Genomic DNA, 23,587 nt, shown 5'->3' on the forward strand with positions numbered 1-23,587 from the left:
CGGGCTTTTTTGCGGATCAGGTTCAAACCAAGGATCAGCTCAGCCGCGAGGTCGACTTGCGCACGATTTTGATTGAATGCTTGAGCGTCGGCTTGCGTGTGACGCTGATGGCTTTGCGCGAGACCGTGTCGATGGTGATGTTCCAGAAACCACTGCTCGGTACAGTGATCTTGGCCGGGAAGGTATCGAACGCGCCGCCGTGGTAGGTGTGCCGGCCGCCATTCTTGAAGCTGCGGAAGTTGGCATCGCTCATCAGGCGAATGTTACAGGTTTGCGAGCACTCGATCACGACAACGTCGTCTTCATTGAGGTGTTCGCGCTGGTGTATAAATTTCATCTACCGCTCCGCACAGCTGGGTCAGGCCAATCAGGACGCTAGTATGAGTGCCCGGCGCTGCTTGAGCAAAGATTAAGCGGCGTGGTCTGCGCATCCGACGCCTGCCCACCGCCACACATACCACCGCAACCTGGCCGGTGGTAGCATGCGCGCCCCATGCATATTCACGACTTTCACCAACGCCTCACCGATCTCGGTGCCAAGCCCATGCACATCGGGCGGATTACCCGTGCCTGGCTGCGCGGCATGCCGCTGGATACCGGTACGCGCAACCAGAAGACCGAGAACTTCCTGCCGCTGGCGGTACGCAATGCCCTGCCCGAGATAAGCAGCGAACTTGATGGACTGGCGCGCCTCAGCTCTGAACACCCGGCGACGGACGGCTCGGCGCGTTTGCTGGTGGAGTTGGCCGACAAGCAGATGGTGGAAAGCGTGCTGCTGCCGCGCGATGGCCTGTGCGTCTCCAGCCAGGTGGGTTGCGCGGTGGGCTGCGTGTTCTGCATGACCGGCAAGAGCGGCCTGCTGCGCCAGCTGAGCACTGCCGAGATCGTCGCCCAAGTGGCGCTGGCCCGGCGCTTTCGAGCGGTAAAGAAAGTGGTGTTTATGGGCATGGGCGAGCCGGCGCATAACCTCGATAACGTGCTCGAAGCGATCAACCTGCTCGGCACCGAGGGCGGTATCGGCCAGCGCAACTTGGTGTTCTCTACCGTCGGCGACCCACGGGTGTTCGAGCGTTTGCCGCAGCAGCAGGTCAAGCCGGCGCTGGCGCTGTCGCTGCATACCACCGATGCCGAGCTGCGCCAGACGCTACTGCCGCGCGCGCCGCGTATTGATCCTGAAGAGCTGGTGGAACTGGGCGAAACCTACGCTCGGCAGACCGATTACCCAATCCAGTACCAGTGGACGCTGCTCAAGGGCATCAACGACAGCCAGGAGGAGATGGACGGCATCCTGCGCCTGCTCAAAGGCAAGTACGCAATCATGAACCTGATCCCCTACAACAGCCTGGAAGCGGATGAATTCCAGCGCCCTGATGGTGACCGTATTGTGCAGATCGTGCGTTACCTGCACAGCCGTGGCTTGCTGACCAAGGTGCGCAACTCGGCGGGTCAGGACATTGATGGCGGCTGCGGACAATTGCGCGCACGGGCAACCGAGCTGCTGGATCGGCGCAAAAACCGTGCATAAGTAATGACTGAGTTGTTGCATCGCGGCTAAAGCCGCTCCCACACGAAGTAAGCAGCATAAAAAATGCCCGCAGAGCGCGGGCATTTTTGTTTAGCCATCTACTTAGTAGTAGGCATTTTCCTTGATGCTGTGGTCGGTCACGTCACGCACACCTTTGAGCTCGGGAATACGCTCAAGCAGGGTTTTCTCAATGCCTTCCTTAAGCGTCAGGTCAACCTGACCGCAGCCCTGGCAGCCGCCACCGAATTTCAGCACGGCAATACCATCTTCGACCACGTCGATCAGGCTGACTTCGCCACCATGGCTGGCCAGACCGGGGTTGATCTCGGTCTGCAGGTAGTAGCTGATGCGCTCGTTGATCGGGCTGTCTTCGTTGACCATCGGCACTTTGGCGTTCGGCGCCTTGATGGTCAGCTGGCCGCCCATACGGTCGGTGGCGTAGTCAACCACGGCGTCTTCCAGAAACGGCTCGCTTACAGCGTCGATCCAGGCGGTGAAGCTGGCCAGACCCAAAGCGGTGTCTTCGGCCTTCTGCTCGCCCGGCTTGCAGTAGGCAATGCAGGTTTCAGCGTACTGGGTGCCTGGCTGGGTAATAAATACGCGGATGCCGATGCCCGGGGTGTTCTGCTTGCTCAGCAGATCAGCCAGATAATCGTGGGCAGCGTCGGTAATAGTAATGGTGCTCATGGCAACTCCTCGCAAACATGGGCGCAGTGTACGCCACTCACCCGCGCCGGCAAAGTCCTAGTATTTTAGTAGGAATAACAGTCATTCACTAAACGCCAGCCCTGCCGCCTATGCGCAGAGGAACTGCGCAATCGCATCGGCCGCCGTCTGCAGGTGCTGCTGATGAGTGAAGCCCGAGCTTTTTAGCGGCTTGAGATCGTGATCCCCAGCGGTCAGCCAGTGCAGTTTGATCGCCTCAGACAGCGCATAGCCTGCCACCGCCTGCCTATCGCCCAAGGCGTCGCGCTCGCCCTGAATGATCAACGTCGGCGTATGCAACTCGGCTAAGTGCGCGACTCGTGGCTTTTCCGGCTTGCCGACGGCATAAAAGGGATAGCCCAGGCACACCAGCGCATCAGCGCCTAACTCATCGGCCAGCAGACTGGCCATGCGTCCGCCCATGGACTTGCCGCCAATGGCCAACGGCCCTGCGACCTGTTGGCGCACCTGCCGAACCTGGGTATAGACCTCACGCCATTGCTCAAGCAGTTTGAGCTGGGGGTTGGGCGGGCGTTTCTTGCCGTCCAGACGCCGCGCCGCCATGTAGGCGAACTCGAAGCGCAGTACGGCAACCCCACGCTCACCAAGGCTTTGCGCCATGTTTTGCATAAATTCGCTGTCCATCGGCGCACCGGCGCCATGGGCCAGAATCAAGGTAGCGCGCGTCTCACCAAGCGGGCGATCCCACAGCCACGCGCCCTCACCCTGCCCCTGCACGTATTGATCCCCGTCAATACCCGCAACCTGCCCTTTGCTCATGCTTACCTCGCTTAAAGAATCCGTTGGACTGCGACGCAGATCGTACAAGCCCGCAGCCGCTGATTTTCGATGATCTGCCTATAAACCGTGGATGGAAGCCCAGACATGAACACAGCAACCAGTTCCGCCTACAACTACAGGGTGGTTCGCCAATTCGCCATCATGACGGTGGTGTGGGGCATTGTCGGGATGGGGCTCGGCGTATTTATCGCCGCGCAACTGGCCTGGCCCGAACTCAACTTCAACCTGCCGTGGACCAGCTTCGGTCGCCTGCGCCCGCTGCATACCAACGCGGTGATCTTCGCCTTTGGCGGTTGCGCGCTATTCGCCACCAGCTATTACGCCGTACAACGCACCTCGCAGGCCACCTTGTTCGCACCCAAGCTTGCCGCCTTCACCTTCTGGGGCTGGCAATTGGTGATCGTTCTGGCGGCCATCAGTTTGCCCATGGGCTGGACCAGCTCCAAGGAATACGCCGAACTGGAATGGCCGATCGACATTCTGATCACCATTGTCTGGGTCAGCTACGCCATCGTGTTCTTCGGCACGGTGATGAAACGCAACGTCAGCCACATTTATGTGGGTAACTGGTTCTTCGGCGGATTTATCCTCACCGTGGCGCTGCTGCACCTGGTCAATAACCTGGAAGTGCCGGTCACCCTGACCAAGTCCTACTCGGCCTATGCCGGGGCCACCGATGCAATGATCCAGTGGTGGTACGGCCACAACGCCGTGGGCTTCTTCCTGACCGCGGGCTTCCTGGGGATGATGTACTACTTCGTGCCCAAGCAGGCCGGTCGCCCGGTGTATTCCTACCGGTTGTCCATCGTGCACTTCTGGGCGCTGATTGCCGTGTATATCTGGGCCGGCCCGCACCACCTGCACTACACCGCGTTGCCAGACTGGGCACAAAGCCTAGGCATGGTGATGTCGCTGATTCTGCTGGCACCCAGCTGGGGCGGCATGATCAACGGCATGATGACCCTCTCAGGTGCCTGGCATAAGCTGCGCACCGACCCGATCCTGCGCTTCCTGGTGGTCTCCCTGGCGTTCTACGGCATGTCGACCTTCGAAGGTCCGATGATGGCGATCAAGACCGTCAACGCCCTGTCCCACTACACCGACTGGACCATCGGCCACGTTCACGCTGGCGCCCTCGGCTGGGTGGCCATGGTGTCCATCGGCTCGCTGTATCACATGCTGCCCAAAGTCTTTGGCCGCGACGAAATGCACAGCATCGCCCTGATCAACGTGCACTTCTGGTTCGCCACCATCGGCACCGTGCTCTACATCGCCTCGATGTGGGTCAACGGCATCGCCCAAGGCCTGATGTGGCGTGCAGTCAACGAAGACGGCACCCTCACTTACTCCTTCGTCGAAGCGCTGGAAGCCAGCCACCCCGGCTTTGTGGTGCGGGTGATCGGCGGTGCGATCTTCTTCGCCGGCATGCTGGTGATGGCCTGGAACGTCTGGCAGACCGTGCGCCATACCAAAGCCGCCGAGATGGACGCCGCCGCGCAGTTTTCGCTTGAGGGAGCCCACTGATGAGACACGAAATACTCGAGAAGAACATCGGCCTGATGGCGCTGATGATGGTGCTGGCGGTGAGCATCGGCGGCCTAACGCAGATCGTCCCGCTGTTCTTCCAGGACGTTACCAATGAGCCGGTGGCGGGCCTAAAGCCCTACACCGCGCTGCAGCTGGAAGGCCGTGACATCTACATCCGCGAGGGCTGCGTCGGCTGCCATTCGCAGATGATTCGCCCGTTCCGCGCAGAAACCGAGCGCTACGGCCACTACTCGGTCGCTGGCGAAAGCGTCTACGACCACCCCTTCCTTTGGGGATCCAAGCGTACCGGGCCAGATCTGGCCCGCGTTGGCGGCCGCTACTCGGATGAATGGCACCGTGCGCACCTCTACAACCCGCGCAACGTGGTGCCGGAATCGAAGATGCCGTCCTACCCCTGGCTGGTAGAAGGCACCCTGAGCGGCCAAGACACCCCGGCCAAAATGAAAGCACTGCGCCTGGTTGGCGTGCCCTACAGCGACGACGACATCGCAGGCGCGAGCGAGGCTGTCAAAGGCAAGAGTGAAATGGACGCCCTAGTCGCCTACCTGCAAGTGCTCGGCACTGCCGTGAAGAACAAGAGGTAGGTCATGTCATTCGACTTTATTGATATAGGCACCCTGCGCGGCATCGGCACTGCACTGGTTCTGCTGTCGTTTGTTTGCGTGACCCTGTGGGCTTACAGCGCTAAACGCCGCACGGCTTTCGATCAAGCCGCCCTGCTGCCCTTTGCCGATGAACCCACACTGGCTGCCCCAAGGAGCAAGACCCCATGAGCACTTTCTGGAGCTGGTACATCACCCTGCTGACCGTGGGCACTCTGCTCGCGTTGTTCTGGTTGATTTTTGCCACCCGTAAAAGCGAAGTTCACAAAAGCCCCACCGATCAAACCATGGGCCATGCCTTCGATGGTATTGAGGAATATGACAATCCACTGCCCAAGTGGTGGTTCATGCTGTTTCTCGGCACGCTGATCTTCTCAATTGGCTATCTGGTGCTGTATCCCGGCCTGGGCAGCTGGAAAGGCGTACTGCCCGGATACGAAGGCGGCTGGACGCAGGTCAAGCAATGGCAGCGTGAAGTCGATAAGGCTGATGAGTTGTATGGGCCGATATTCGCCAAATATGCGGCGATGCCCCTGGAAGAAGTGGCTAAAGACGAACAAGCTCTAAAAATGGGTGGACGTATGTTTGCCACCTATTGCTCGGTTTGCCACGGCTCTGACGCCAAGGGTGCAGTGGGCTTCCCTAACCTGACCGACAACCACTGGCGCTGGGGCGGCGAGCCCAGCGTAATCAAAACTACCATCCTCAATGGCCGTATTGGGGCGATGCCGGCCTGGACGGCGGTGATTGGTGAAGAAGGTGTGCAACAGGTCGCAGCTTATGTCCGTAAGGACCTGGCAGGCCTGCCGCTGCCCACTGACAAGCGCTTTGATCTGGAAAAAGGTGCCGCCATTTTTGCCGCCAACTGCCAGGCTTGCCACGGCGCCCAAGGCACCGGCATGGCCATGCTGGGCGCTCCCGACCTGACCAAGCCGGCTGGCTGGATCTACGGCAGCAGCCTGGCGCAACTGCAGCAGACCATCCGCCATGGCCGTAACGGCCAGATGCCGGCGCAGGAGCAATACCTGGGCAACGACAAAGTGCATCTACTGGCGGCTTATGTACTGAGCCTGAGCCGGCAACAGCAGACCGTCACTGAGCAGTAATCGCTAAAACCGCACCACCTGGCTGGCGACTGACAGTCGCCAGCCCCTCCCTCCCGCGTTCGGACAACCGTCCGGATCATGCGACCCAAGGTCGCACCCTTCCGACCAAGTGCACTCGCGACGTTCGACTTGAGCTAATCTTGTCGACAGTCGCCACCTGTCATAACTCCAAGGCGATTCCCATCTTTGCGCTACGCCTGTTTAGGCGTTTACTGCTCGCGGTTATGCTCTGCATTAGCGACCATGCAGGCTTACCAACAGCCCTGTAAGCCCTATCGCGCCGGCATGTGTCGTTGCAATGAGCACCTGCTTTCTCCATACTTGCCGCCGATTTTTGCCCCTAAAAAATCCATTAACCGTGGAACCCATAATGAGCACAGCAATCAGTCCGACTGCTTATAACTACAAGGTGGTTCGCCAGTTCGCCGTAATGACGGTGATTTGGGGAGTCATTGGCATGAGCCTGGGTGTTTTCATCGCCGCACAGCTGGTGTGGCCTGAACTTAACCTGGGTATGGAATGGACGAGCTTTGGCCGTCTGCGTCCGCTGCACACCAACGCGGTGATTTTCGCCTTCGGTGGTTGCGCGCTGATGGCCACCTCGTTCTACGTGGTGCAACGCACCAGCCAGGCACGCCTGATCTCTGATGGCCTTGCTGCCTTCGTATTCTGGGGCTGGCAAGCCGTGATCGTCGCTGCAGTGATCACTCTGCCGATGGGTTTCACCGGTACCAAGGAATACGCCGAGCTAGAGTGGCCAATCGATATCCTCCTGGGCATCGTCTGGATCGCTTATGCCGTGGTGTTCTTCGGCACTATCGTCAAACGTCAGACCAAGCACATCTATGTGGGCAACTGGTTCTTCGGGGCCTTTATCCTGGTTACCGCGATGCTGCATATCGTCAACAGCGCGGCCGTACCGGTTAGCCTGTTCAAGTCTTACTCGGCCTATGCCGGTGCGACTGATGCGATGATCCAGTGGTGGTACGGCCACAACGCCGTGGGCTTCTTCCTGACCACCGGCTTCCTGGGGATGATGTACTACTTTGTGCCGAAGCAGGCCGAGCGTCCGATCTACTCTTACCGCCTTTCTATCGTGCACTTCTGGGCGCTGATCACCCTGTACATCTGGGCCGGTCCGCACCACCTGCACTACACCGCATTGCCGGATTGGGCACAGTCCCTGGGCATGGCCATGTCGATCATCCTGCTGGCACCAAGCTGGGGCGGTATGATCAACGGCATGATGAGCCTGTCGGGTGCTTGGCATAAGCTGCGCACCGACCCAATCCTGCGCTTCCTGGTCGTTTCCCTGGCGTTCTACGGCATGTCGACCTTCGAAGGTCCGATGATGGCGATTAAGACCGTCAACGCCCTGTCGCACTACACCGACTGGACCATCGGCCACGTACATGCCGGTGCGCTCGGTTGGGTTGCGATGATCTCTATCGGTGCCCTGTACCACCTGCTGCCTAAAGTTTTTGGTCGCCCGCAGATGCACAGCGTTGGCCTGATCAACGCACACTTCTGGCTGGCCACTATCGGCACCGTGCTGTACATCGCCTCGATGTGGGTCAACGGCATCACCCAGGGCCTGATGTGGCGCGCAGTCAACGAAGACGGCACCCTCACCTACTCCTTCGTTGAAGCGCTGGAAGCCAGCCACCCAGGTTATGTGGTGCGCATGATTGGTGGTGCGTTCTTCGTCGCCGGCATGCTGCTGATGGCGTACAACACCTACCGCACCGTGCGTGCCGCCAAGGCTTCTGAATACGAAGCGGCTGCACAGATTCCTGCCGGAGTAGCGCACTGATGAAACACGAAATCATTGAGAAGAATATTGGCCTGATGGCGTTGCTGATGGTTCTGGCCGTCAGCATCGGTGGCCTGACTCAAATCGTTCCGCTGTTTTTCCAGGACGTTACCAACGAGCCGGTGGAAGGCCTCAAGCCTTACACCGCGCTGCAACTGGAAGGCCGCGATGTGTACATCGCCAACGGCTGTGTCGGCTGCCACTCGCAGATGATTCGTCCGTTCCGTGCCGAAACCGAACGTTATGGCCACTATTCGGTAGCCGGTGAAAGCGTCTGGGATCACCCCTTCCTGTGGGGTTCCAAGCGTACCGGCCCGGACCTGGCTCGCGTCGGCGGTCGTTACTCCGATGAATGGCAGCGTGCGCACTTGTACAACCCGCGCAACGTAGTGCCTGAGTCGAAGATGCCGGCCTACCCTTGGCTGGTCGAGCACAAACTCGACGGCAAGGACACCGCCAAGAAGATGGAAGTCATGCGTGGCTTTGGTATCCCCTACACCGATGAAGACATCGCAGGGGCCAAGGACGCGGTAAAAGGCAAGACCGAAATGGACGCACTGGTGGCGTACCTGCAGGTTCTCGGCACTTCCATCAAGAACAAACGGTAACGCGCGATGGACATCGGGACTATTCGTGGCATAGGCACAGCAGTGGTGTTCATCGCCTTTATTGGCGTGGTGCTCTGGGCCTACAGCAGCAAGCGTAAATCCAGCTTCGACGAGGCCGCCAACCTGCCCTTCGCCGACGATCCCAAACCCAACGAGCGTGACGAGCAATCTTCCAGGAGCAATAACCAATGACCACGTTCTGGAGTTGGTACGTAACCATTCTGTCTCTGGGCACCATCTTTGCCCTGACTTGGCTGATCTTCGGCACCCGCAAGGGCCAGCGCGAAGAAACCACCGAAGAAACTGTCGGCCACTCCTTCGACGGTATCGAAGAGTTCGACAACCCGCTGCCCAAGTGGTGGTTCATGCTGTTTGTTGGCACCATCATCTTCGCCCTCGGCTACCTCGCGCTCTACCCGGGCCTGGGTAACTGGAAAGGTCTGCTGCCAGGCTATGACTACCTCGATACCGAAGCGAAGAAGCCTTTCGCAACGAACATCGAAATTGCTGGTGGTGCCGAGCGCAATGCAGGCTGGACCGGTGTGCATCAGTGGGAAAAGGAAATGGCCAAGGCTGAAAGCCAGTACGGCCCGATCTTTGCCAAATATGCTGCCATGCCGATCGAGCAAGTGGCTCAGGACGAGCAAGCGTTGAAAATGGGCGGCCGCCTGTTTGCCTCCAACTGCTCGGTCTGCCACGGCTCTGATGCCAAGGGCGCATATGGCTTCCCGAACCTGACTGACAATGACTGGTTGTATGGCGGCGAGCCGGAAACCATCAAAACCACCATCATGGCCGGCCGTCAGGCTGCGATGCCAGCGTGGAAGGACAGCATCGGCGAAGAAGGCATCCGTAACGTTGCCGGCTACATTCGCACCCTCTCGGGTTTGAAAAACCCGGAAGGTATCGAAGTTGACCTTGCCGCAGGTCAAAACATCTTCGCGACCAATTGTGCAGTCTGTCATGGCGCTGAAGGTAAGGGCCAACAGGCCATGGGCGCACCTAACCTGACCGACAAAATCTGGCTCTACGGTTCCAGTTTTGCTCAGGTGCAACAAACTCTGCGCTACGGCCGTAACGGCAAGATGCCCGCCCAAGCTGATTTCTTGGGCAACGATAAAGTGCATCTGCTAGCGGCTTACGTGTACAGCCTGTCGCAAGCAAAAATCGAGAAGTAATTCTCCTGCCTGGCAGGCGCGACCGCAGGTCGCACCTGCTGGGCAATCGTCAGGCGTACCATAGCGCAAGAGCCCGTATGACCCCGGCCGGCACGTATCGACCAGGGCAGCCAATCAACCGCCGTGGTACAAACTGATGAGCGCACAGATTCCAGTTAAAGACGTCACCCCTGCCCCGGCCAAGGTCGAAGTTGTTGACCTGTACGCCAACCGCGAAAAAATCTACACCCGCTCCTTCACCGGCATTTTCCGCAATTTGCGTATGCTCGGTGGTGCTGCCCTCTTCCTGTTGTACTTCGGCACTGTATGGTTGACCTGGAACGGCCGTCAGGCCGTCTGGTGGAACCTGCCGGAGCGCAAGTTTTATATCTTTGGCTCGACGTATTGGCCGCAGGATTTCGTCCTGCTCTCCGCGCTGCTGATCATCGCCGCCTTCGGCCTGTTTTTTATTACCGTATTCGCCGGTCGCGTGTGGTGCGGCTACACCTGCCCACAGAGCGTCTTCACCTGGGTATTCATGTGGGCGGAGAAAGTCACTGAAGGTGATCGCAACCAACGCATGAAGCTCGACAAAGCGCCGATGACCACGCAGAAATTTCTGCGCAAGCTGGCTAAACACAGCATCTGGGTTGGCGTGTCACTGGTCACAGCCATCACCTTCGTCGGCTACTTCACGCCAATTCGCGAGCTGATCCCCGAGCTGTTCACTTTGCAAGCCGGTGGCTGGGCACTGTTCTGGGTAGGCTTCTTTACCCTTGCGACCTACGGCAACGCCGGCTACCTGCGCGAGCAGGTGTGCATCTACATGTGCCCCTACGCGCGCTTCCAAAGCGTGATGTTCGACCAGGACACCCTAATCGTGTCCTATGACCCACGCCGCGGCGAACACCGTGGCCCACGCAAGCGTGATGCGGACTACAAGGCCGAGGGCCTGGGTGACTGCATCGACTGCAAAATGTGCGTACACGTCTGCCCCACTGGCATCGACATCCGTGACGGTCTGCAGATCGAATGCATCGGCTGCGCCGCGTGCGTCGATGCCTGCGACAGCATCATGGAGAAAATGAACTACCCGAAAGGGCTGATCAGTTACACCACCGAGCACAACCTGTCTGGCCAGAAGACCAACTTGATGCGGCCACGCCTGATCGGTTACGCCATCGCCCTGCTGGCGATGCTCTGCGTGTTCGCCTGGGCTATCGCCGACCGTTCGCTGGTGGAGCTGGATGTACTCAAGGACCGCGTGCTTTACCGCGAGAACGAAGAAGGCCGGATCGAGAACGTCTACACCCTGAAGATCATGAACAAGGCCCAGCACGAGGTCACGTACCTGATCGAAGCCGACGGCCTCGACGGCCTGGTGTACGAAGGCAAGCGCGAAATCAAAGCGATCGCAGGCGAGGTACTGTCGCTACCGGTCGAGTTGTCCATCGACCCTGAAAAACTGCCTTCGAGCACCAACGAAATCACCTTCCGCCTGCACTCGGCGGATGACCCAAGCATCAAAACCGACGCCGCCAGCCGCTTTATCGGCCCGAGCGTGCGCTGATTAGAGAAGACCATGACTGAGCCCATAGCTGAAAAGAACGCTGAGATCATCAAGCCCTGGTACAAGCAATTCTGGCCCTGGTTCCTGATTGGCCTGTTGGCCTATTCAGTGGTACAGGGGCTGACCCTGCTTACCATCGCCACGAAGAACCCGCCGGGGCTGATCTCCGATGACTATTACGATGTCGGCAAAGGCATCAACCAGTCATTGGAGCGGGAAAATCACGCTATTCGCCTGAAGCTGCATGCCAGCCTGCTGCTCAACGATGACAACGGCACTGCGACCTTGCAACTGAGCGGCAACAGCCGTCCACAGCAACTGGTGCTTAACCTGATCTCGCCGACGCAACCCGAACGTGACCGCCGGGTGATTCTGCAACCGCAGGCCGATGGCAGTTACAGCGGCCAGATGATCGATGCCGTGCAAGGCCGTCGTTTTGTGGAGCTGGTCGGCCAGGAAGGCGGCAAGGACTGGCGCCTGTTTGAAGAAGAAAACGTGAAAAGCGGGCAGAACATCCTCCTCGGGGATGCTCAATAAGCGCACTGATGAGCACGCCAACCCCCTGCTATCACTGTGGCCTGCCGGTTCCCGCCGGCAGCCGCTTCCAGGCCCAGGTACTGGGCGCAACCCGTGAAATGTGTTGTCCGGGCTGTCAGGCAGTGGCTGACGCCATCGTCAGTGGCGGTCTGGAGCACTATTACAAACACCGCAGCGAAAGCGCCGCCAATCCGCAAAGCCTGCCTCAGGCGTTACCGGATGAATTGGCGCTGTACGACCGCCGCGACGTGCAACAACCCTTTGTCGAGCACGACGGCGAACTCAGCGAAACCTGCCTGCTGATCGAAGGCATCAGTTGCGCCGCTTGTGGCTGGCTGATCGAGAAACACCTGCGCAGCCTGCCGGGTGTTAGCGAGGCGCGCCTCAACTTATCCAACCACCGATTGCAGGTGCGCTGGGCCGACAGTCAACTGCCGCTCAGCAGCCTGCTCAAGACGCTGCGCAAGATCGGCTACGCCGCTCACCCCTGGCAGGCCGATGCCGCCGCTGAACAGCTGCAGCGTGAGAACCGCCGCGCCATGCGCGAACTGGGCGTGGCCGGCATGCTGTGGATGCAGGTGATGATGGCTACCATGGCCACCTGGCCGGAGTTCAACATCGACCTCAGCCCCGAACTGGACAAGATCCTGCGCTGGGTCAGCCTGTTTCTCACCACGCCGATAGTCTTCTACTGCTGCGGGCAATTCTTCAGGGGGGCGCTGCGTGACTTACGCACCCGCCACCTGACCATGGATGTGTCGGTATCCCTGGCGATTGGCGGTGCATATATCGCCGGTATCTGGTCAACGGTGACGGGCCAGGGTGAACTGTATTTCGACGCAGTGGGCATGTTCGCGCTGTTTCTGTTGGCCGGCCGCTACTTGGAACGCCGCGCCCGTGAGCGCACAGCTGCCGCCACCGCGCAGCTGGTCAACCTGCTGCCAGCCTCTTGTTTGCGCCTGGATGCAGACGGCCAGAGCCAGCGCATTCTGCTGAGTGAACTGCACATTGGCGATCAGGTGCTGGCCCCCCCCGGCGCCCTGCTGCCCGCTGATGGCCGCATTGTTCAGGGCCAGTCGAGCGTGGATGAATCGTTGCTGACAGGTGAATACTTGCCGCAACCACGTAACACGGGCGACAGCGTCACGGCGGGTACCCTTAACGTCGAAGGCCCGCTGCAGATTGAAGTCCAGGCGCTTGGTGATGCCACGCGCTTATCGGCTATCGTTCGTCTGCTGGAGCGCGCGCAGAGCGACAAACCACGCCTGGCGGTATTGGCCGACAATGTTGCGCAGTGGTTCCTGCTGATCGTTCTGGTGGTAGCCGCCATCGTCGGTCTGGTTTGGTGGCAACTCGACCCGTCACGCGCGTTCTGGATCGTGCTTTCCTTGCTGGTCGCCACCTGCCCTTGCGCGCTCGCCCTGGCCACACCAACAGCACTGACCGCCGCCACGGGTTCTTTGCACAAACTGGGCATGCTGCTGACCCGCGGCCATGTACTCGAAGGGCTCAATCAGATTGACACCCTGGTGCTGGACAAGACCGGCACACTCACCGAAGGTCGCCTGACCCTTGGTGCCATTCATCCTCTACGCGAGCTGGATGCCGACAGCTGCCTGGCATTGGCCGCCGCGCTGGAAAACCGCTCTGAACATCCAATCGCCCGCGCCTTCGGCCAGGCACCAGAAGCCGCCGAAGCGGTCGACAGCCATCCGGGCCTGGGGCTCCAAGGACGGGTTGGCAACCGAGTACTGCGTATTGGCGAAGCCAGTTTCGTCTGTGCATTGAGTGCTCAGCCCGTGCCAGAGATTGCCAGTGAGCATGGCCAATGGCTGCTGCTGGGTGATGAGCAAGGGCCGTTGGCCTGGTTTGTATTGAATGACCGCCTGCGCGAAGACGCCCCACAACTGATCAACATGGCCAAGAGCAAAGGTTGGCAAATCATGCTGCTGTCCGGCGACAGCTCACCCATGGTCGGCGAAGTGGCACGCCAGTTGGGTATCACAGATGCCCGTGGTGGTCTCACGCCAGATGCCAAGCTTGAGGTATTGAAGCAGCTGCACAGCCAGGGCCGCCGGGTATTGATGCTGGGTGACGGGGTTAACGATGTGCCCGTGTTAGCCGCCGCCGACATCAGCGTAGCCATGGGCAGCGCCACCGACCTGGCCAAAACCAGCGCTGATGCCGTGCTCCTATCCAACCGTCTGAGCAGCCTGGTGCAAGCTCTACACATGGCGCAACGAACCCGCCACATCATCATCGAGAACCTCGCCTGGGCCAGCCTGTACAATGGGCTGGTACTGCCCTTCGCCGCCATTGGCTGGATCACTCCGATCTGGGCCGCGCTGGGTATGTCAGTCAGCTCACTGGTGGTGGTGGTCAACGCACTGCGCCTGACTCGCCTGCCCCGGCAGTAAGCTGTCAAACAGCCCACTAAAACGCTCGGCGAGGTCTTATGCGAAACAACGTGACTGGCAATATTGCCTGGTGGGTGCGCTTATTAGCCGTAATGCTGTTAAGCCTGCAGCTGTTTATGGCCTACCACTTTGCCACCGCGCTGATCCGTCAGCAGACCACACTCAGCAGCCTGTTTACTGACAGTCTGCCGGACACCCTGATCATGCTTTTCCTTAATGCTCTGTTTGCCTTCGTCGCGCTGACCGGCCGCAGCCCTGACAGACTCTTCCCAGTTGCCAGTCTCGATCTGCGGCAACTCTTGCGCCGGAGCCACTAAGCCATGCCCGCCCTCTATATCCTGATCCCGGTCGCCATTGCCCTGGTGGGCTTTGCCATCTGGCTGTTCTTCTGGGCGGTGGACAGCGGTCAGTACGATGACCTCGACGGCCCGGCCCATAGCATCCTGTTCGACGATGAAGACCCCAAGCACACCGCAGCCGTAAGCCAGCAGCAACAAGACCAGCACAAAGACTCGCAGCAGGACAAGCCCGGTGCTTGAGCTACTGCCGCTGCTGGTTTCAGCGCTGATCCTCGGCCTGCTCGGTGGCGGCCACTGCCTGGGCATGTGCGGCGGCCTGATGGGCGCCCTGACCCTGGCCATCCCACCCGAGCAGCGCGCACAACGCTTTCAGCTACTGCTTGCCTACAACCTGGGACGCATCTTCAGTTACAGCCTGGCCGGCCTGCTGCTTGGCCTGGCGGGCTGGGCATTAGCCAATAGCCCTTTGGTCATGGGCCTGCGGGTGATTGCGGCGTTGCTGCTGGTCGCCATGGGGCTGTATCTGGCCGGCTGGTGGAGTGGCCTGACCCGTATCGAAGCCCTCGGCCGAGGCCTCTGGCGCTATATCCAACCGCTAACCCGACGCTTTATGCCGGTCACCAGCCTGCCGCGCGCTTTGATACTCGGCAGCCTGTGGGGTTGGCTGCCCTGCGGCCTGGTCTACAGCACCCTGCTGTGGGCCGCCAGCCAAGGTAATGCAGTCGACAGCGCTGCTCTGATGTTTGCTTTTGGTCTCGGCACCCTGCCGGTGCTGCTGGCCACCGGCATGGCCGCCGAACGCCTGACCGCCCTGCTGCGCAAGCAGGGCATGCGTATGGCCGGCGGCATTCTGGTAATCCTTTTTGGTCTGTGGACCCTGCCTGGACCGCACCAGCACTGGTTAATGGGCCACTAAGCGATCAGCGGGCGCTTGATACAAGTCAAAACACCTCAGGCGCACCGCTCATAGACTGCCCGGTATTGATAGCCAAACCGGGAATACCCGCATGCTCAACGCCATCCAGTGGGACAGCTCGCTAATCCGCCGCTACGACCAAGCAGGCCCGCGCTATACATCCTATCCGACGGCTGTGCAGTTCCATGAGCGCATCAGCCAGTTCGACCTGCTGCACGCCCTGCGTGACAGCCGCAAAGCGCTGCGACCGCTGTCGCTGTATCTGCACATCCCGTTCTGCGCGCATATTTGCTACTACTGCGCCTGCAACAAGGTAATCACTAAGGATCGCGGCCGCGCCCAGCCCTATCTGGAAAAACTCGAACGTGAAATCGAGATCATCGGCCGTCACCTCGACCCGCAGCAGAAAGTCGAGCAGCTGCACTTCGGCGGCGGCACGCCGACCTTTCTCAGTCACGATGAACTGCGCCACCTGATGAGCTACCTGCGCCAGCACTTCAACCTGCTGGATGACGATAGCGGCGACTACAGCATCGAGATCGACCCGCGCGAAGCCGATTGGTCGACCATGGGCCTGCTCCGTGAGCTGGGTTTCAACCGCGTCAGCCTGGGCGTGCAAGACCTCGACCCGGCTGTACAGCGCGCGGTCAATCGTTTGCAGACCCTGGAGGAAACCCGCGCCATCGTCGAAGCCGCGCGCACCCTGCAGTTCCGCTCGGTGAACATCGACCTGATCTACGGCCTGCCGCTGCAAACGCCAGAACGCTTCGCCCGTACCGTGGCCGAGGTGATTGCCCTGCAACCTGATCGCCTGTCGCTGTTCAACTATGCGCACCTGCCGGAGCGCTTTATGCCGCAGCGGCGGATCAACACCAGTGACCTGCCAAGTCCTGGCGACAAGCTGGCCATGCTGCAGGCCAGCATCGAGCAACTAAGCGCCGCCGGTTACCGCTATATCGGCATGGATCACTTCGCCCTGCCCGACGACGAACTGGCCAGCGCCCAGGAAGATGGCAGCCTGCAACGCAACTTCCAGGGCTACACCACCCACGGTCATTGCGACCTGATTGGCCTGGGGGTTTCATCGATCAGCCAGATTGGCGAACTTTACTGCCAGAACAACAGCGACCTGAGCAAATACCAGGACAGCCTTGGCCACAGCGAACTGGCCACCCTGCGCGGCCTGCACTGCGATGCCGACGACCGCGTGCGCCGGGCGGTGATTCAACAGCTGATCTGTCATTTTCAGCTGCGCTTTGCAGATATCGAGCAGGCCTACGCCATCGATTTTCGCAATTACTTCGCCGAGGTCTGGCCGCAGCTGCAGCAGATGGCCAGTGATGGGTTGATCGAGCTGAATGCCCAGGGCATCGAGGTACGGCCAGCGGGCCGCTTGCTGGTGCGATCGCTGTGCATGCTGTTTGATCGCTACCTTAGCGAGCTAAACCAGCAGCGTTTTTCCCGGGTGATATAGCAGCCTGCGGACCGTAAAACCGGGGTTTATTTCATGACCAGGCTGGCCACTTCCTGCATCTGCTGATCACTGAGGTCCTGCTCGCGCAGGGTCTTGATCAGCGTCGCGTTGGCGCTGCTCAACGCGCCCTGCAGCGAAGCCAGCTCGCCCTGCAGCGTCTCGATCTTTATGCGTTTGGCCTCGGGATCGAGGCTCTGGTCCTGCATGACCTCTTTCAGCTCGTTTCTCTTCGCCTCGATCTGCGCCTTGAGCTCGCGGATTCTCTTGAGCAGATCCTTGACCACATCCGGCAGGCTGCTCTCATCAATATCGCGGTTCTTCTGTGCCGCAGCAGAGCGCGCCTTTCCCTGCTCTGACAGGCTTACCCGTAGACTGTCGCGAAACGCCTGCTTATCCGCCTCGCTGCTCTCTGCAACGCCTTCAGCCGCAGCGCTCTTACGCTCCAGCGCAAGGTTCATGCGGGTGCTCAATTGAGTCGATTCCAGACGCATACGAATGCTCCTTGCAGATATTGAAAGCAACCTCGTTTATCGGCCACACCGGATAAAACTTGAACATTCGATCAGACTGCGCCCTAGTGGCCCTAGCCTGCACCCTGCTGTAACCTTACGGCTATTGTGTGTTTACCCTCAGGATCACCAGCGATGTCCGAAAGCATCAAGTTGCATACCCCACACCAAGCCCATTGCAAGGATTGCAGCCTGGCGAGTCTGTGCCTGCCGCTGTCCCTGAACCTGGAAGACATGGACGCGCTCGACGAAATCGTCAAACGCGGCCGCCCGCTCAAAAAGGGCGAATTCCTGTTCCGCCAGGGCGATGCCTTCAACTCGGTGTTCGCGGTACGTTCCGGCGCACTGAAAACCTTCAGCCTGAGCGACAGCGGCGACGAACAGATCACCGGCTTCCACCTGCCCAGCGAGCTAGTCGGTCTGTCCGGCATGGACAGTGACGCGTACCCGGTTTCGGCCATGGCTCTGGAAACCACCTCAGTGTGCGAAATCCCCTTCGAGCGCCTCGATGAGCTGTCGGTGCAGCTGCCGCAACTACGCCGCCAGCTGATGCGCATCATGAGCCGTGAGATCCGCGACGATCAGCAGATGATGCTGCTGCTCTCGAAGAAAACCGCCGATGAACGCATCGCCACCTTCTTGGTCAACCTCTCGGCACGCTTCCGTGCACGTGGCTTCTCGGCCAATCAGTTCCGCCTGGCCATGTCGCGTAACGAAATTGGTAACTATTTGGGCCTTGCGGTGGAGACCGTATCGCGGGTATTTACCCGCTTCCAACAGAACAAGCTGCTCGAAGCCGAAGGCAAGGAAGTGCATATCCTCGATCCCATCGAGTTGTGCGCCCTGGCCGGCGGTAACCTCGAGGGCTGATCGACCCGCCCTGAGGACCTAGCCGATGATCTTCGACGAATTCACTATCAAAACCCTGATCCGCCCGGTGGTGGACTTCCCCAAGCCAGGCGTGATCTTTCGCGATATCACCCCGCTGTTTCAGTCGCCACGTGCTCTGCGCATGGTGGCCGACAGCTTTATCCAGCGCTACGTCGAAGCTGATTTCAGCCATATCGGCGCCATGGATGCACGTGGCTTTCTGATCGGTTCGATCATCGCCTATGAGCTGAACAAACCACTGATCCTGTTCCGCAAGCAAGGCAAGCTGCCCGCAGACGTGCTCAGCGAGAGCTACCAGACCGAGTACGGCGAAGCCAAACTGGAAGTCCATGCCGACAGCCTCTGCGAAGGCGACAAGGTGCTGATTTTCGATGACCTGATCGCCACTGGCGGCACCCTGCTGGCCGCCGCACAACTGGTACGGCGCATGGGTGCGAGCATCATCGAAGCCGCCGCGATCATCGATCTGCCCGAACTGGGCGGTTCGCAAAAACTGCAGGACAGCGGTATCCCCACCTTTGCCCTGACCTGCTTCGCCCTCACCGATCAATAACTCTGCTTCACGGCCCTGACGGCAGCGCTGCATGTCCGGGCCAGGCTGCCCCTCGCGAACTAATTCGCTCACCGCTTACACAAGAACCCCACAGACCATGAACGAAACACCCATGAACCCGCCATCCACTCATTGGCGTCTGCGCCTCGGCGCGCTGATGGAAAGCACAGCCATCACCCGCGTGGTCACCGCCCTGATCATTCTCAACGCCGCAATTCTCGGCATCCAGACCTACCCAGGCCTGATGGCCGAGTGGGGCGAATTGCTGCTAACGCTGGATCAGCTAATTCTCGCGGTATTTATTCTGGAGCTGGCGCTGCGCTTTGTCGCCCGCGGCCTGGGCTTGCTGCGCGATCCGTGGGCGGTATTTGACTGCCTGGTGGTGGGCGTAGCCTTGGTGCCGTCCAGCGGTCCATTCGCCGTGCTGCGTGCGCTGCGCGTGTTGCGGGTGCTGCGGCTGATTTCGATCAACCCGAACATGCGCCGGGTGGTCGAAGCACTGTTATCTTCGCTGCCGGGCATGAGCAGCATCGCCATGCTGCTCGGCCTAGTGTTTTACGTGGCGGCGGTGATGGCCACGCAACTGTTCGGCGCGGCCTTCCCCGAATGGTTCGGCAGCCTCGGTGCCAGCCTCTATACCTTGTTCCAGGTGATGACCCTGGAAAGCTGGTCGATGGGTATTGTGCGCCCGGTGATGGAGCAGTTCCCGCTGGCGTGGATGTATTTCCTGCCGTTTATCCTGATTGCCACCTTTATGATGCTCAACCTATTTATCGCCGTGGTGGTCAATGCCATGCAGACCACCCATGAGCAGGAAGCCAAACTCGCTCCGCCCTCGCCCACCGAGCAATTGCTGCTCGATGAACTGCGCGCCCTGCGCACGGAAGTTGCCGAGCTGCGCCAACAACGCTGAGGCCCACGGCTGCAAAACCGCAAGTATCAGTACTGCATCGCGCCGGCCTGGCGCGATGCAGTACTGGCATAGATCGTATTCCCACCACGCCCTTCTCCCTGCGAGCTCGCGCCCTTAAAGCGCCTGAGCCTGACGAACTGTCCGACAACTATCCATAAGTTGGCGCAATTCCAGCCGCCCTGGCCAGGAATGACCTCGCGCCTAAAACGCCCTCGGCTAAAGATTAATCACGGCCCAAGACAGCCCAGCCTGTCGTCCCAAGCCCCAAAACAAGAGCGGTCGCGAACGCGACCAAGATGCCGAGGAGTCGCCCTTATGACAGCCAAAACCAGCACCCCAACCGCCAGCTTTCCCGTGCGCCGCATGGACTTCACCTTCGATGAAAGCCAGAAGTTCTGGTTTGCCGGCGACCCATTCATGAGTCACTTCATGAACAACCTGTCGTCACTGTTTCCCTATGGCGAGAAGTTCTTTGTCGACAGCGTGCGCGCCGTGCGCGAGAAGGTCACCGAGCCGCAGCTGAAGAAGGACATCAGCGCGTTTATCGGCCAGGAAGCCATGCATTCGAAAGAGCACGCAGCCTATAACGACTACGCCGCCGAGCACAATATCGACCTGGAACTGCTGGAACTGCGCATCAAGGTGCTGCTCGAGTGGGTGACTAAGATCACCACCAAGAAGCAGCGCCTGGCCGCAACCTGTGCCCTGGAGCACTTCACCGCAACCATGGCCGAACAACTGCTGCAACGCGAAGACCTGACTACCCAGATGAATGACCCCAAGCTCTATCAACTGTGGATGTGGCACGCGATTGAAGAGAACGAACACAAAGCGGTCTGCTACGACGTGTATCAGAAGGTCTACGGCGGCTACTTCACGCGCGTTGGCATGATGGCGATTTCCACCGTGATCTTCTTCGGCGTGATTGGCTGGTTCCAGCTGCACCTGCTGCGTAAGGACGGCCAACTGTTCAACTGGCGTAGCTGGGGCAAAGGCCTGAAAACCCTGTTCGGCCCACGCAACGGCTTTTTGACCAAACTGATCCTGCCGTACCTGGACTACTACCGCCCTGGTTTCCACCCGCTGGACCACGACAGCAAAGCGCTGGAAAAACGCTGGCGCCAGCGCCTGGGCTTCAGCTAAGCCCAGCTTGCCGAGGCTGACCGCTAATTCGCGTCAGCCTCGGCACGGCTTTTCAGCGTGCGCAATACATGTTCGGCCAGACCGGCACCCGCCTCGCTCATGGTCAGATAAGTACGGTCGGCACCGGCCTGCTGAATGCGCATGGCAATATCCTCATACAGCGCGTGTGACACCACCAACCCGTTAAACCCGCGCTCGCGCAGCTTCTGCGTGGCAATCACCTTGGCCTCTTCATCATTCAGCGCCAGGATCACCGCGTCGATATTGGGCATCTGCAGGTGCTGCCAAAACATCGGGTCCTCACCGTCGGCAAACAGCACGCTACGCCCCACCTTGTTGCTCTGTTCGATCACCACCGGGTCGGAGTCCAGGCCCACTACCTGATAGCCCTTTTCCCGCAAGTAGTCATAGGCTGCACGCCCGGTACGCCCCATGCCCATTACCAGCACCTGGGAAAGGCCGAGAGAAACCGGCTGTTCATCCGGGTGACGGATGTTGCGCTCCAGGGCAGTCAGACGTTTAGCCAGGCGCTCGTATAGCGGGTGAACAACCCGATTGAGCGGTGCGGAAATCACAAAGGACAGCGCAACAGTAATAGCCAGGGGAATCATCCACTCCGGCAGTACGACGCTAGCCATGATCAGGCCGAACTCGCTGTAGTTGGTCAGGCTGACACTGCTGAGAAAGGCACTGCGCGCACGCAGGCGGAACAGCAGAAAGAGAAAGAAGAACAGCACGCCCTTGAGCGGCAACAGCACGGCCATGACCAGGGCAAACTTCAAGGCAGCGGCATCCGGTAGGCCGCCAATGCCGATCTGCAGAAAGAAGCCGACCAGAAAGATTTCCTTAATGCCCCACAGCGAGTTGGCCAGCTCGGTAGCGCGCTTGTGTTTGGCCAGCATGGCACCAAAGGCCAACGCGCCTAACTCGGAACTCAGCCCCAGTTGCTCGAAGCCGTAACCGCCCAGTACCAGCGCAAGTAGCAGGCCGAGGAGCACCATCAGCTCCTCGTGGCCGCTGACATCGAGCAGCTTAAACAGCAACGGCCGCAATAGGGGCAAACCGAACAGCAGCAATGCCCAGGCCGACGGCACTTTGCCGCTGGCCAGGCTCATCACCACCAGGGCAATCAGGTCCTGGATGATCAACACGCCAATCGCCACCCGCCCGTGGAAGGCGCGCAGCTCGCGCTTGCCCTCCAGCACCTTGGCCGCCAGCACCGTGCTGGAAAACGACAAGGCAATGGCCAGCAGTAACCCCTGCTGCCAGGGCAGCTCCAGCAGCAACAGAATCGCCGGGAGGAAGATCAGACTGGAAATAGCGAAATGCAGCAGGCCACCGCCGATCACCTCACGCCGCACCAAGTTACCGATTTTCAGCTTGAGGCCCACGGTAAACAGCAACAGCAGCACGCCCAGGTGGGCGATGTGATCCAACGCGGCGCTGTCACGCGGGCCAACCCCGATATGCTCGCCAAAACCGGCCAGAGCAAAGCCAGCCCCCAGGTAGCCCACTAGCGGCGGCAGACCAATACCTCGCACCACCAGCCCCATGACAAAGGCAAAGGCAATCCAGGTGGCTTCAATCATAGAGGGTCCTTAATGGGGCAAACGACGAAACAGCGCGGTAGCACTATGCCGGCCTAGCATAACGCCCATAGATGGCGCCGCATTGACTCGCCTCAGTTGCGGCCGTGTTTACTCAACCGGCAACTTCAACTGCCCCAGACTTTGCAACACGCTAGCGCCGGTAAACAGCATAACGATCTGCTCTTCAGCCAACGCGCAGATCGCCGCTTGCCGCTCGGGTTGGCCAATGTAGTCCAGCGACAGCTGGAACAGGTTGCGGCTGATCAGGTTCGACACCTGCCTTACCACTGCCGGGTTGACCATGTCCGGCAGCAGCTTGAAGGCGATGATGTCCTCGGCCATGTCCGCACCGAATTCATCCATCACTTCCTGCAGGGCCGCGCGCAGCACGGCCGAGGCGCCATGCAGTTCGCGTACACCGATGATGAACGCCTCAGGGTTCTGCGCAACGAAATCGAAGAACAACTGCACGGTTTCATGGCATACCCGCCGGCCGCGCTGCAGGTCAATGCCAAACAGCATTGGCGCGCTGGCCTGGGTCGACTGCACCGCTCGCTCGGCCGCTTCGCGGCGCAGGGCGCGCAGCGGTTGGCGCAGCTGGGTGGAGATTTGTCGGATCACCGTCAGGCCCAGGTCATCAACATCCTTGAAGTGCCTATAGAAGGTATTGGGATTCAGCCCCGCCTCACGCGCCAACTCGCGCAAGCCCAGGTTGCTGAGGCTGCGACTGGTTGAGGTGAGACGTAACGCGGCCTCTAGTAACAGGGTCTTGCCGGGGGCCTCAGTGGCTTTTTCTGCGGCTGGCTGCTGCTCGCTGGCGTCTGCCTGCATGACGAACCCTACCTAAAAGTTGGCTTGTGAGATTGCTGCTTGCTGGCGAGTATACATTTGTCTACCTTGGTATACAGCTG

26 protein-coding genes are annotated in these 23,587 nt (G+C 59.7%); 20 read left to right on the plus strand and 6 right to left on the minus strand.

All coding sequences use genetic code 11. The annotated features are described in order from the left end of the window. Positions 1-34: 34 nt before the first annotated feature. On the minus strand, positions 35-337 hold the full coding sequence (locus HBN63_RS16950; RefSeq protein ID WP_090256153.1) for a DUF1883 domain-containing protein: 303 nt from the start codon (positions 335-337) through the stop codon (positions 35-37). A gap of 156 nt (positions 338-493) precedes the next feature. On the opposite strand from HBN63_RS16950, the gene HBN63_RS16955 reads away from it, so the two are divergent. After that, positions 494-1,525: an RNA methyltransferase gene (locus HBN63_RS16955; RefSeq protein ID WP_170050219.1), complete on the plus strand. Its 1,032-nt coding sequence runs from the start codon at positions 494-496 to the stop codon at positions 1,523-1,525. A 102-nt stretch (positions 1,526-1,627) separates the two neighbouring features. Here HBN63_RS16955 and nfuA read toward each other — a convergent pair whose 3' ends face one another. Beyond that, positions 1,628-2,212, minus strand: coding sequence for a Fe-S biogenesis protein NfuA (nfuA, locus tag HBN63_RS16960; protein ID WP_090256151.1), 585 nt, complete (start codon positions 2,210-2,212; stop codon positions 1,628-1,630). Between the two features lie 108 nt (positions 2,213-2,320). Next, positions 2,321-3,010 carry an alpha/beta family hydrolase gene (locus HBN63_RS16965; RefSeq protein ID WP_170050220.1) on the minus strand — a complete coding sequence of 230 codons (690 nt, stop codon included), beginning with the start codon at positions 3,008-3,010 and terminating at the stop codon, positions 2,321-2,323. 105 nt (positions 3,011-3,115) lie between these two features. On the opposite strand from HBN63_RS16965, the gene ccoN (HBN63_RS16970) reads away from it, so the two are divergent. The 15 genes from ccoN (HBN63_RS16970) to hemN all read left to right on the plus strand — a co-directional run bounded on the left by ccoN (HBN63_RS16970) (position 3,116) and on the right by hemN (position 17,078). Beyond that, entirely contained in the window at positions 3,116-4,555 is a 1,440-nt protein-coding gene (gene ccoN / locus HBN63_RS16970) for a cytochrome-c oxidase, cbb3-type subunit I (RefSeq protein WP_160088546.1), read from the plus strand. Then, a complete protein-coding gene (ccoO, locus tag HBN63_RS16975; RefSeq protein ID WP_170050221.1) occupies positions 4,555-5,163 on the plus strand; it encodes a cytochrome-c oxidase, cbb3-type subunit II in 609 nt (202 codons plus the stop codon). The genes ccoN (HBN63_RS16970) and ccoO (HBN63_RS16975) overlap by 1 nt, the downstream gene beginning before the upstream one ends. 3 nt (positions 5,164-5,166) lie before the next feature. Further along, entirely contained in the window at positions 5,167-5,352 is a 186-nt protein-coding gene (locus tag HBN63_RS16980) for a CcoQ/FixQ family Cbb3-type cytochrome c oxidase assembly chaperone (RefSeq protein ID WP_170050222.1), read from the plus strand. Further along, positions 5,349-6,287, plus strand: coding sequence for a cytochrome-c oxidase, cbb3-type subunit III (gene ccoP, locus HBN63_RS16985; protein ID WP_170050223.1), 939 nt, complete (start codon positions 5,349-5,351; stop codon positions 6,285-6,287). Before HBN63_RS16980 ends, ccoP (HBN63_RS16985) begins: the two co-directional genes overlap by 4 nt. 370 nt (positions 6,288-6,657) lie before the next feature. Further along, positions 6,658-8,100: a cytochrome-c oxidase, cbb3-type subunit I gene (gene ccoN / locus HBN63_RS16990; RefSeq protein ID WP_170050224.1), complete on the plus strand. Its 1,443-nt coding sequence runs from the start codon at positions 6,658-6,660 to the stop codon at positions 8,098-8,100. After that, positions 8,100-8,708 (plus strand): cytochrome-c oxidase, cbb3-type subunit II, encoded by a 609-nt coding sequence (gene ccoO, locus HBN63_RS16995; RefSeq protein ID WP_090256144.1) that lies wholly within the window; start codon positions 8,100-8,102, stop codon positions 8,706-8,708. The genes ccoN (HBN63_RS16990) and ccoO (HBN63_RS16995) overlap by 1 nt, the downstream gene beginning before the upstream one ends. 6 nt (positions 8,709-8,714) lie before the next feature. Next, on the plus strand, positions 8,715-8,900 hold the full coding sequence (locus HBN63_RS17000) for a cbb3-type cytochrome c oxidase subunit 3 (protein ID WP_090256143.1): 186 nt from the start codon (positions 8,715-8,717) through the stop codon (positions 8,898-8,900). After that, positions 8,897-9,886 carry a cytochrome-c oxidase, cbb3-type subunit III gene (ccoP, locus tag HBN63_RS17005; protein ID WP_160088552.1) on the plus strand — a complete coding sequence of 330 codons (990 nt, stop codon included), beginning with the start codon at positions 8,897-8,899 and terminating at the stop codon, positions 9,884-9,886. Before HBN63_RS17000 ends, ccoP (HBN63_RS17005) begins: the two co-directional genes overlap by 4 nt. A gap of 136 nt (positions 9,887-10,022) precedes the next feature. Further along, on the plus strand, positions 10,023-11,435 hold the full coding sequence (gene ccoG / locus HBN63_RS17010) for a cytochrome c oxidase accessory protein CcoG (RefSeq protein ID WP_170050225.1): 1,413 nt from the start codon (positions 10,023-10,025) through the stop codon (positions 11,433-11,435). A gap of 12 nt (positions 11,436-11,447) precedes the next feature. Beyond that, a complete protein-coding gene (locus HBN63_RS17015) occupies positions 11,448-11,972 on the plus strand; it encodes a FixH family protein (protein WP_170050226.1) in 525 nt (174 codons plus the stop codon). An 8-nt stretch (positions 11,973-11,980) separates the two neighbouring features. After that, positions 11,981-14,389, plus strand: coding sequence for a heavy metal translocating P-type ATPase (locus tag HBN63_RS17020; protein WP_170050227.1), 2,409 nt, complete (start codon positions 11,981-11,983; stop codon positions 14,387-14,389). A 38-nt stretch (positions 14,390-14,427) separates the two neighbouring features. Continuing rightward, positions 14,428-14,706, plus strand: a complete 279-nt coding sequence (locus tag HBN63_RS17025; protein WP_170050228.1) for a hypothetical protein — start codon at positions 14,428-14,430, stop codon at positions 14,704-14,706. A gap of 3 nt (positions 14,707-14,709) precedes the next feature. Beyond that, entirely contained in the window at positions 14,710-14,928 is a 219-nt protein-coding gene (ccoS, locus tag HBN63_RS17030; RefSeq protein WP_167144399.1) for a cbb3-type cytochrome oxidase assembly protein CcoS, read from the plus strand. Continuing rightward, positions 14,921-15,604, plus strand: coding sequence for a sulfite exporter TauE/SafE family protein (locus HBN63_RS17035; protein ID WP_170050229.1), 684 nt, complete (start codon positions 14,921-14,923; stop codon positions 15,602-15,604). Before ccoS ends, HBN63_RS17035 begins: the two co-directional genes overlap by 8 nt. Positions 15,605-15,695: 91 nt before the next feature. Beyond that, positions 15,696-17,078, plus strand: a complete 1,383-nt coding sequence (gene hemN / locus HBN63_RS17040; RefSeq protein ID WP_170050230.1) for an oxygen-independent coproporphyrinogen III oxidase — start codon at positions 15,696-15,698, stop codon at positions 17,076-17,078. 26 nt (positions 17,079-17,104) lie between these two features. Here the strand turns inward: hemN and HBN63_RS17045 are convergent, their stop codons facing one another. Next, positions 17,105-17,569, minus strand: coding sequence for a DUF1931 family protein (locus HBN63_RS17045; RefSeq protein ID WP_167144392.1), 465 nt, complete (start codon positions 17,567-17,569; stop codon positions 17,105-17,107). 153 nt (positions 17,570-17,722) lie between these two features. Between HBN63_RS17045 and fnr the strand changes: the two genes are divergently transcribed. The 4 genes from fnr (at position 17,723) to HBN63_RS17065 (ending at position 21,087) form a co-directional block, all read left to right on the plus strand. After that, positions 17,723-18,457 (plus strand): fumarate/nitrate reduction transcriptional regulator Fnr, encoded by a 735-nt coding sequence (gene fnr, locus HBN63_RS17050; protein ID WP_090256133.1) that lies wholly within the window; start codon positions 17,723-17,725, stop codon positions 18,455-18,457. Positions 18,458-18,482: 25 nt separating this feature from the next. Next, a complete protein-coding gene (locus HBN63_RS17055; protein WP_170050231.1) occupies positions 18,483-19,031 on the plus strand; it encodes an adenine phosphoribosyltransferase in 549 nt (182 codons plus the stop codon). A 97-nt stretch (positions 19,032-19,128) separates the two neighbouring features. Continuing rightward, positions 19,129-19,944 (plus strand): ion transporter, encoded by an 816-nt coding sequence (locus tag HBN63_RS17060; protein WP_170050232.1) that lies wholly within the window; start codon positions 19,129-19,131, stop codon positions 19,942-19,944. A 315-nt stretch (positions 19,945-20,259) separates the two neighbouring features. Further along, a complete protein-coding gene (locus HBN63_RS17065; protein ID WP_090256130.1) occupies positions 20,260-21,087 on the plus strand; it encodes a metal-dependent hydrolase in 828 nt (275 codons plus the stop codon). Positions 21,088-21,110: 23 nt separating this feature from the next. Here HBN63_RS17065 and HBN63_RS17070 read toward each other — a convergent pair whose 3' ends face one another. Together HBN63_RS17070 and HBN63_RS17075 are read right to left on the minus strand one after the other, a co-directional pair. Then, on the minus strand, positions 21,111-22,676 hold the full coding sequence (locus HBN63_RS17070; protein WP_170050233.1) for a cation:proton antiporter family protein: 1,566 nt from the start codon (positions 22,674-22,676) through the stop codon (positions 21,111-21,113). A gap of 108 nt (positions 22,677-22,784) precedes the next feature. Then, the gene (locus HBN63_RS17075; protein ID WP_170050234.1) at positions 22,785-23,507 is read right to left on the minus strand and encodes a TetR family transcriptional regulator; all 723 of its coding nucleotides are present in this window, start codon (positions 23,505-23,507) and stop codon (positions 22,785-22,787) included. Positions 23,508-23,587 lie beyond the last annotated feature (80 nt).

Origin of the sequence: Pseudomonas sp. WS 5011 (assembly GCF_012985775.1) — a bacterium.
Classification (GTDB): Bacteria; Pseudomonadota; Gammaproteobacteria; order Pseudomonadales; family Pseudomonadaceae; genus Aquipseudomonas; species Aquipseudomonas peli.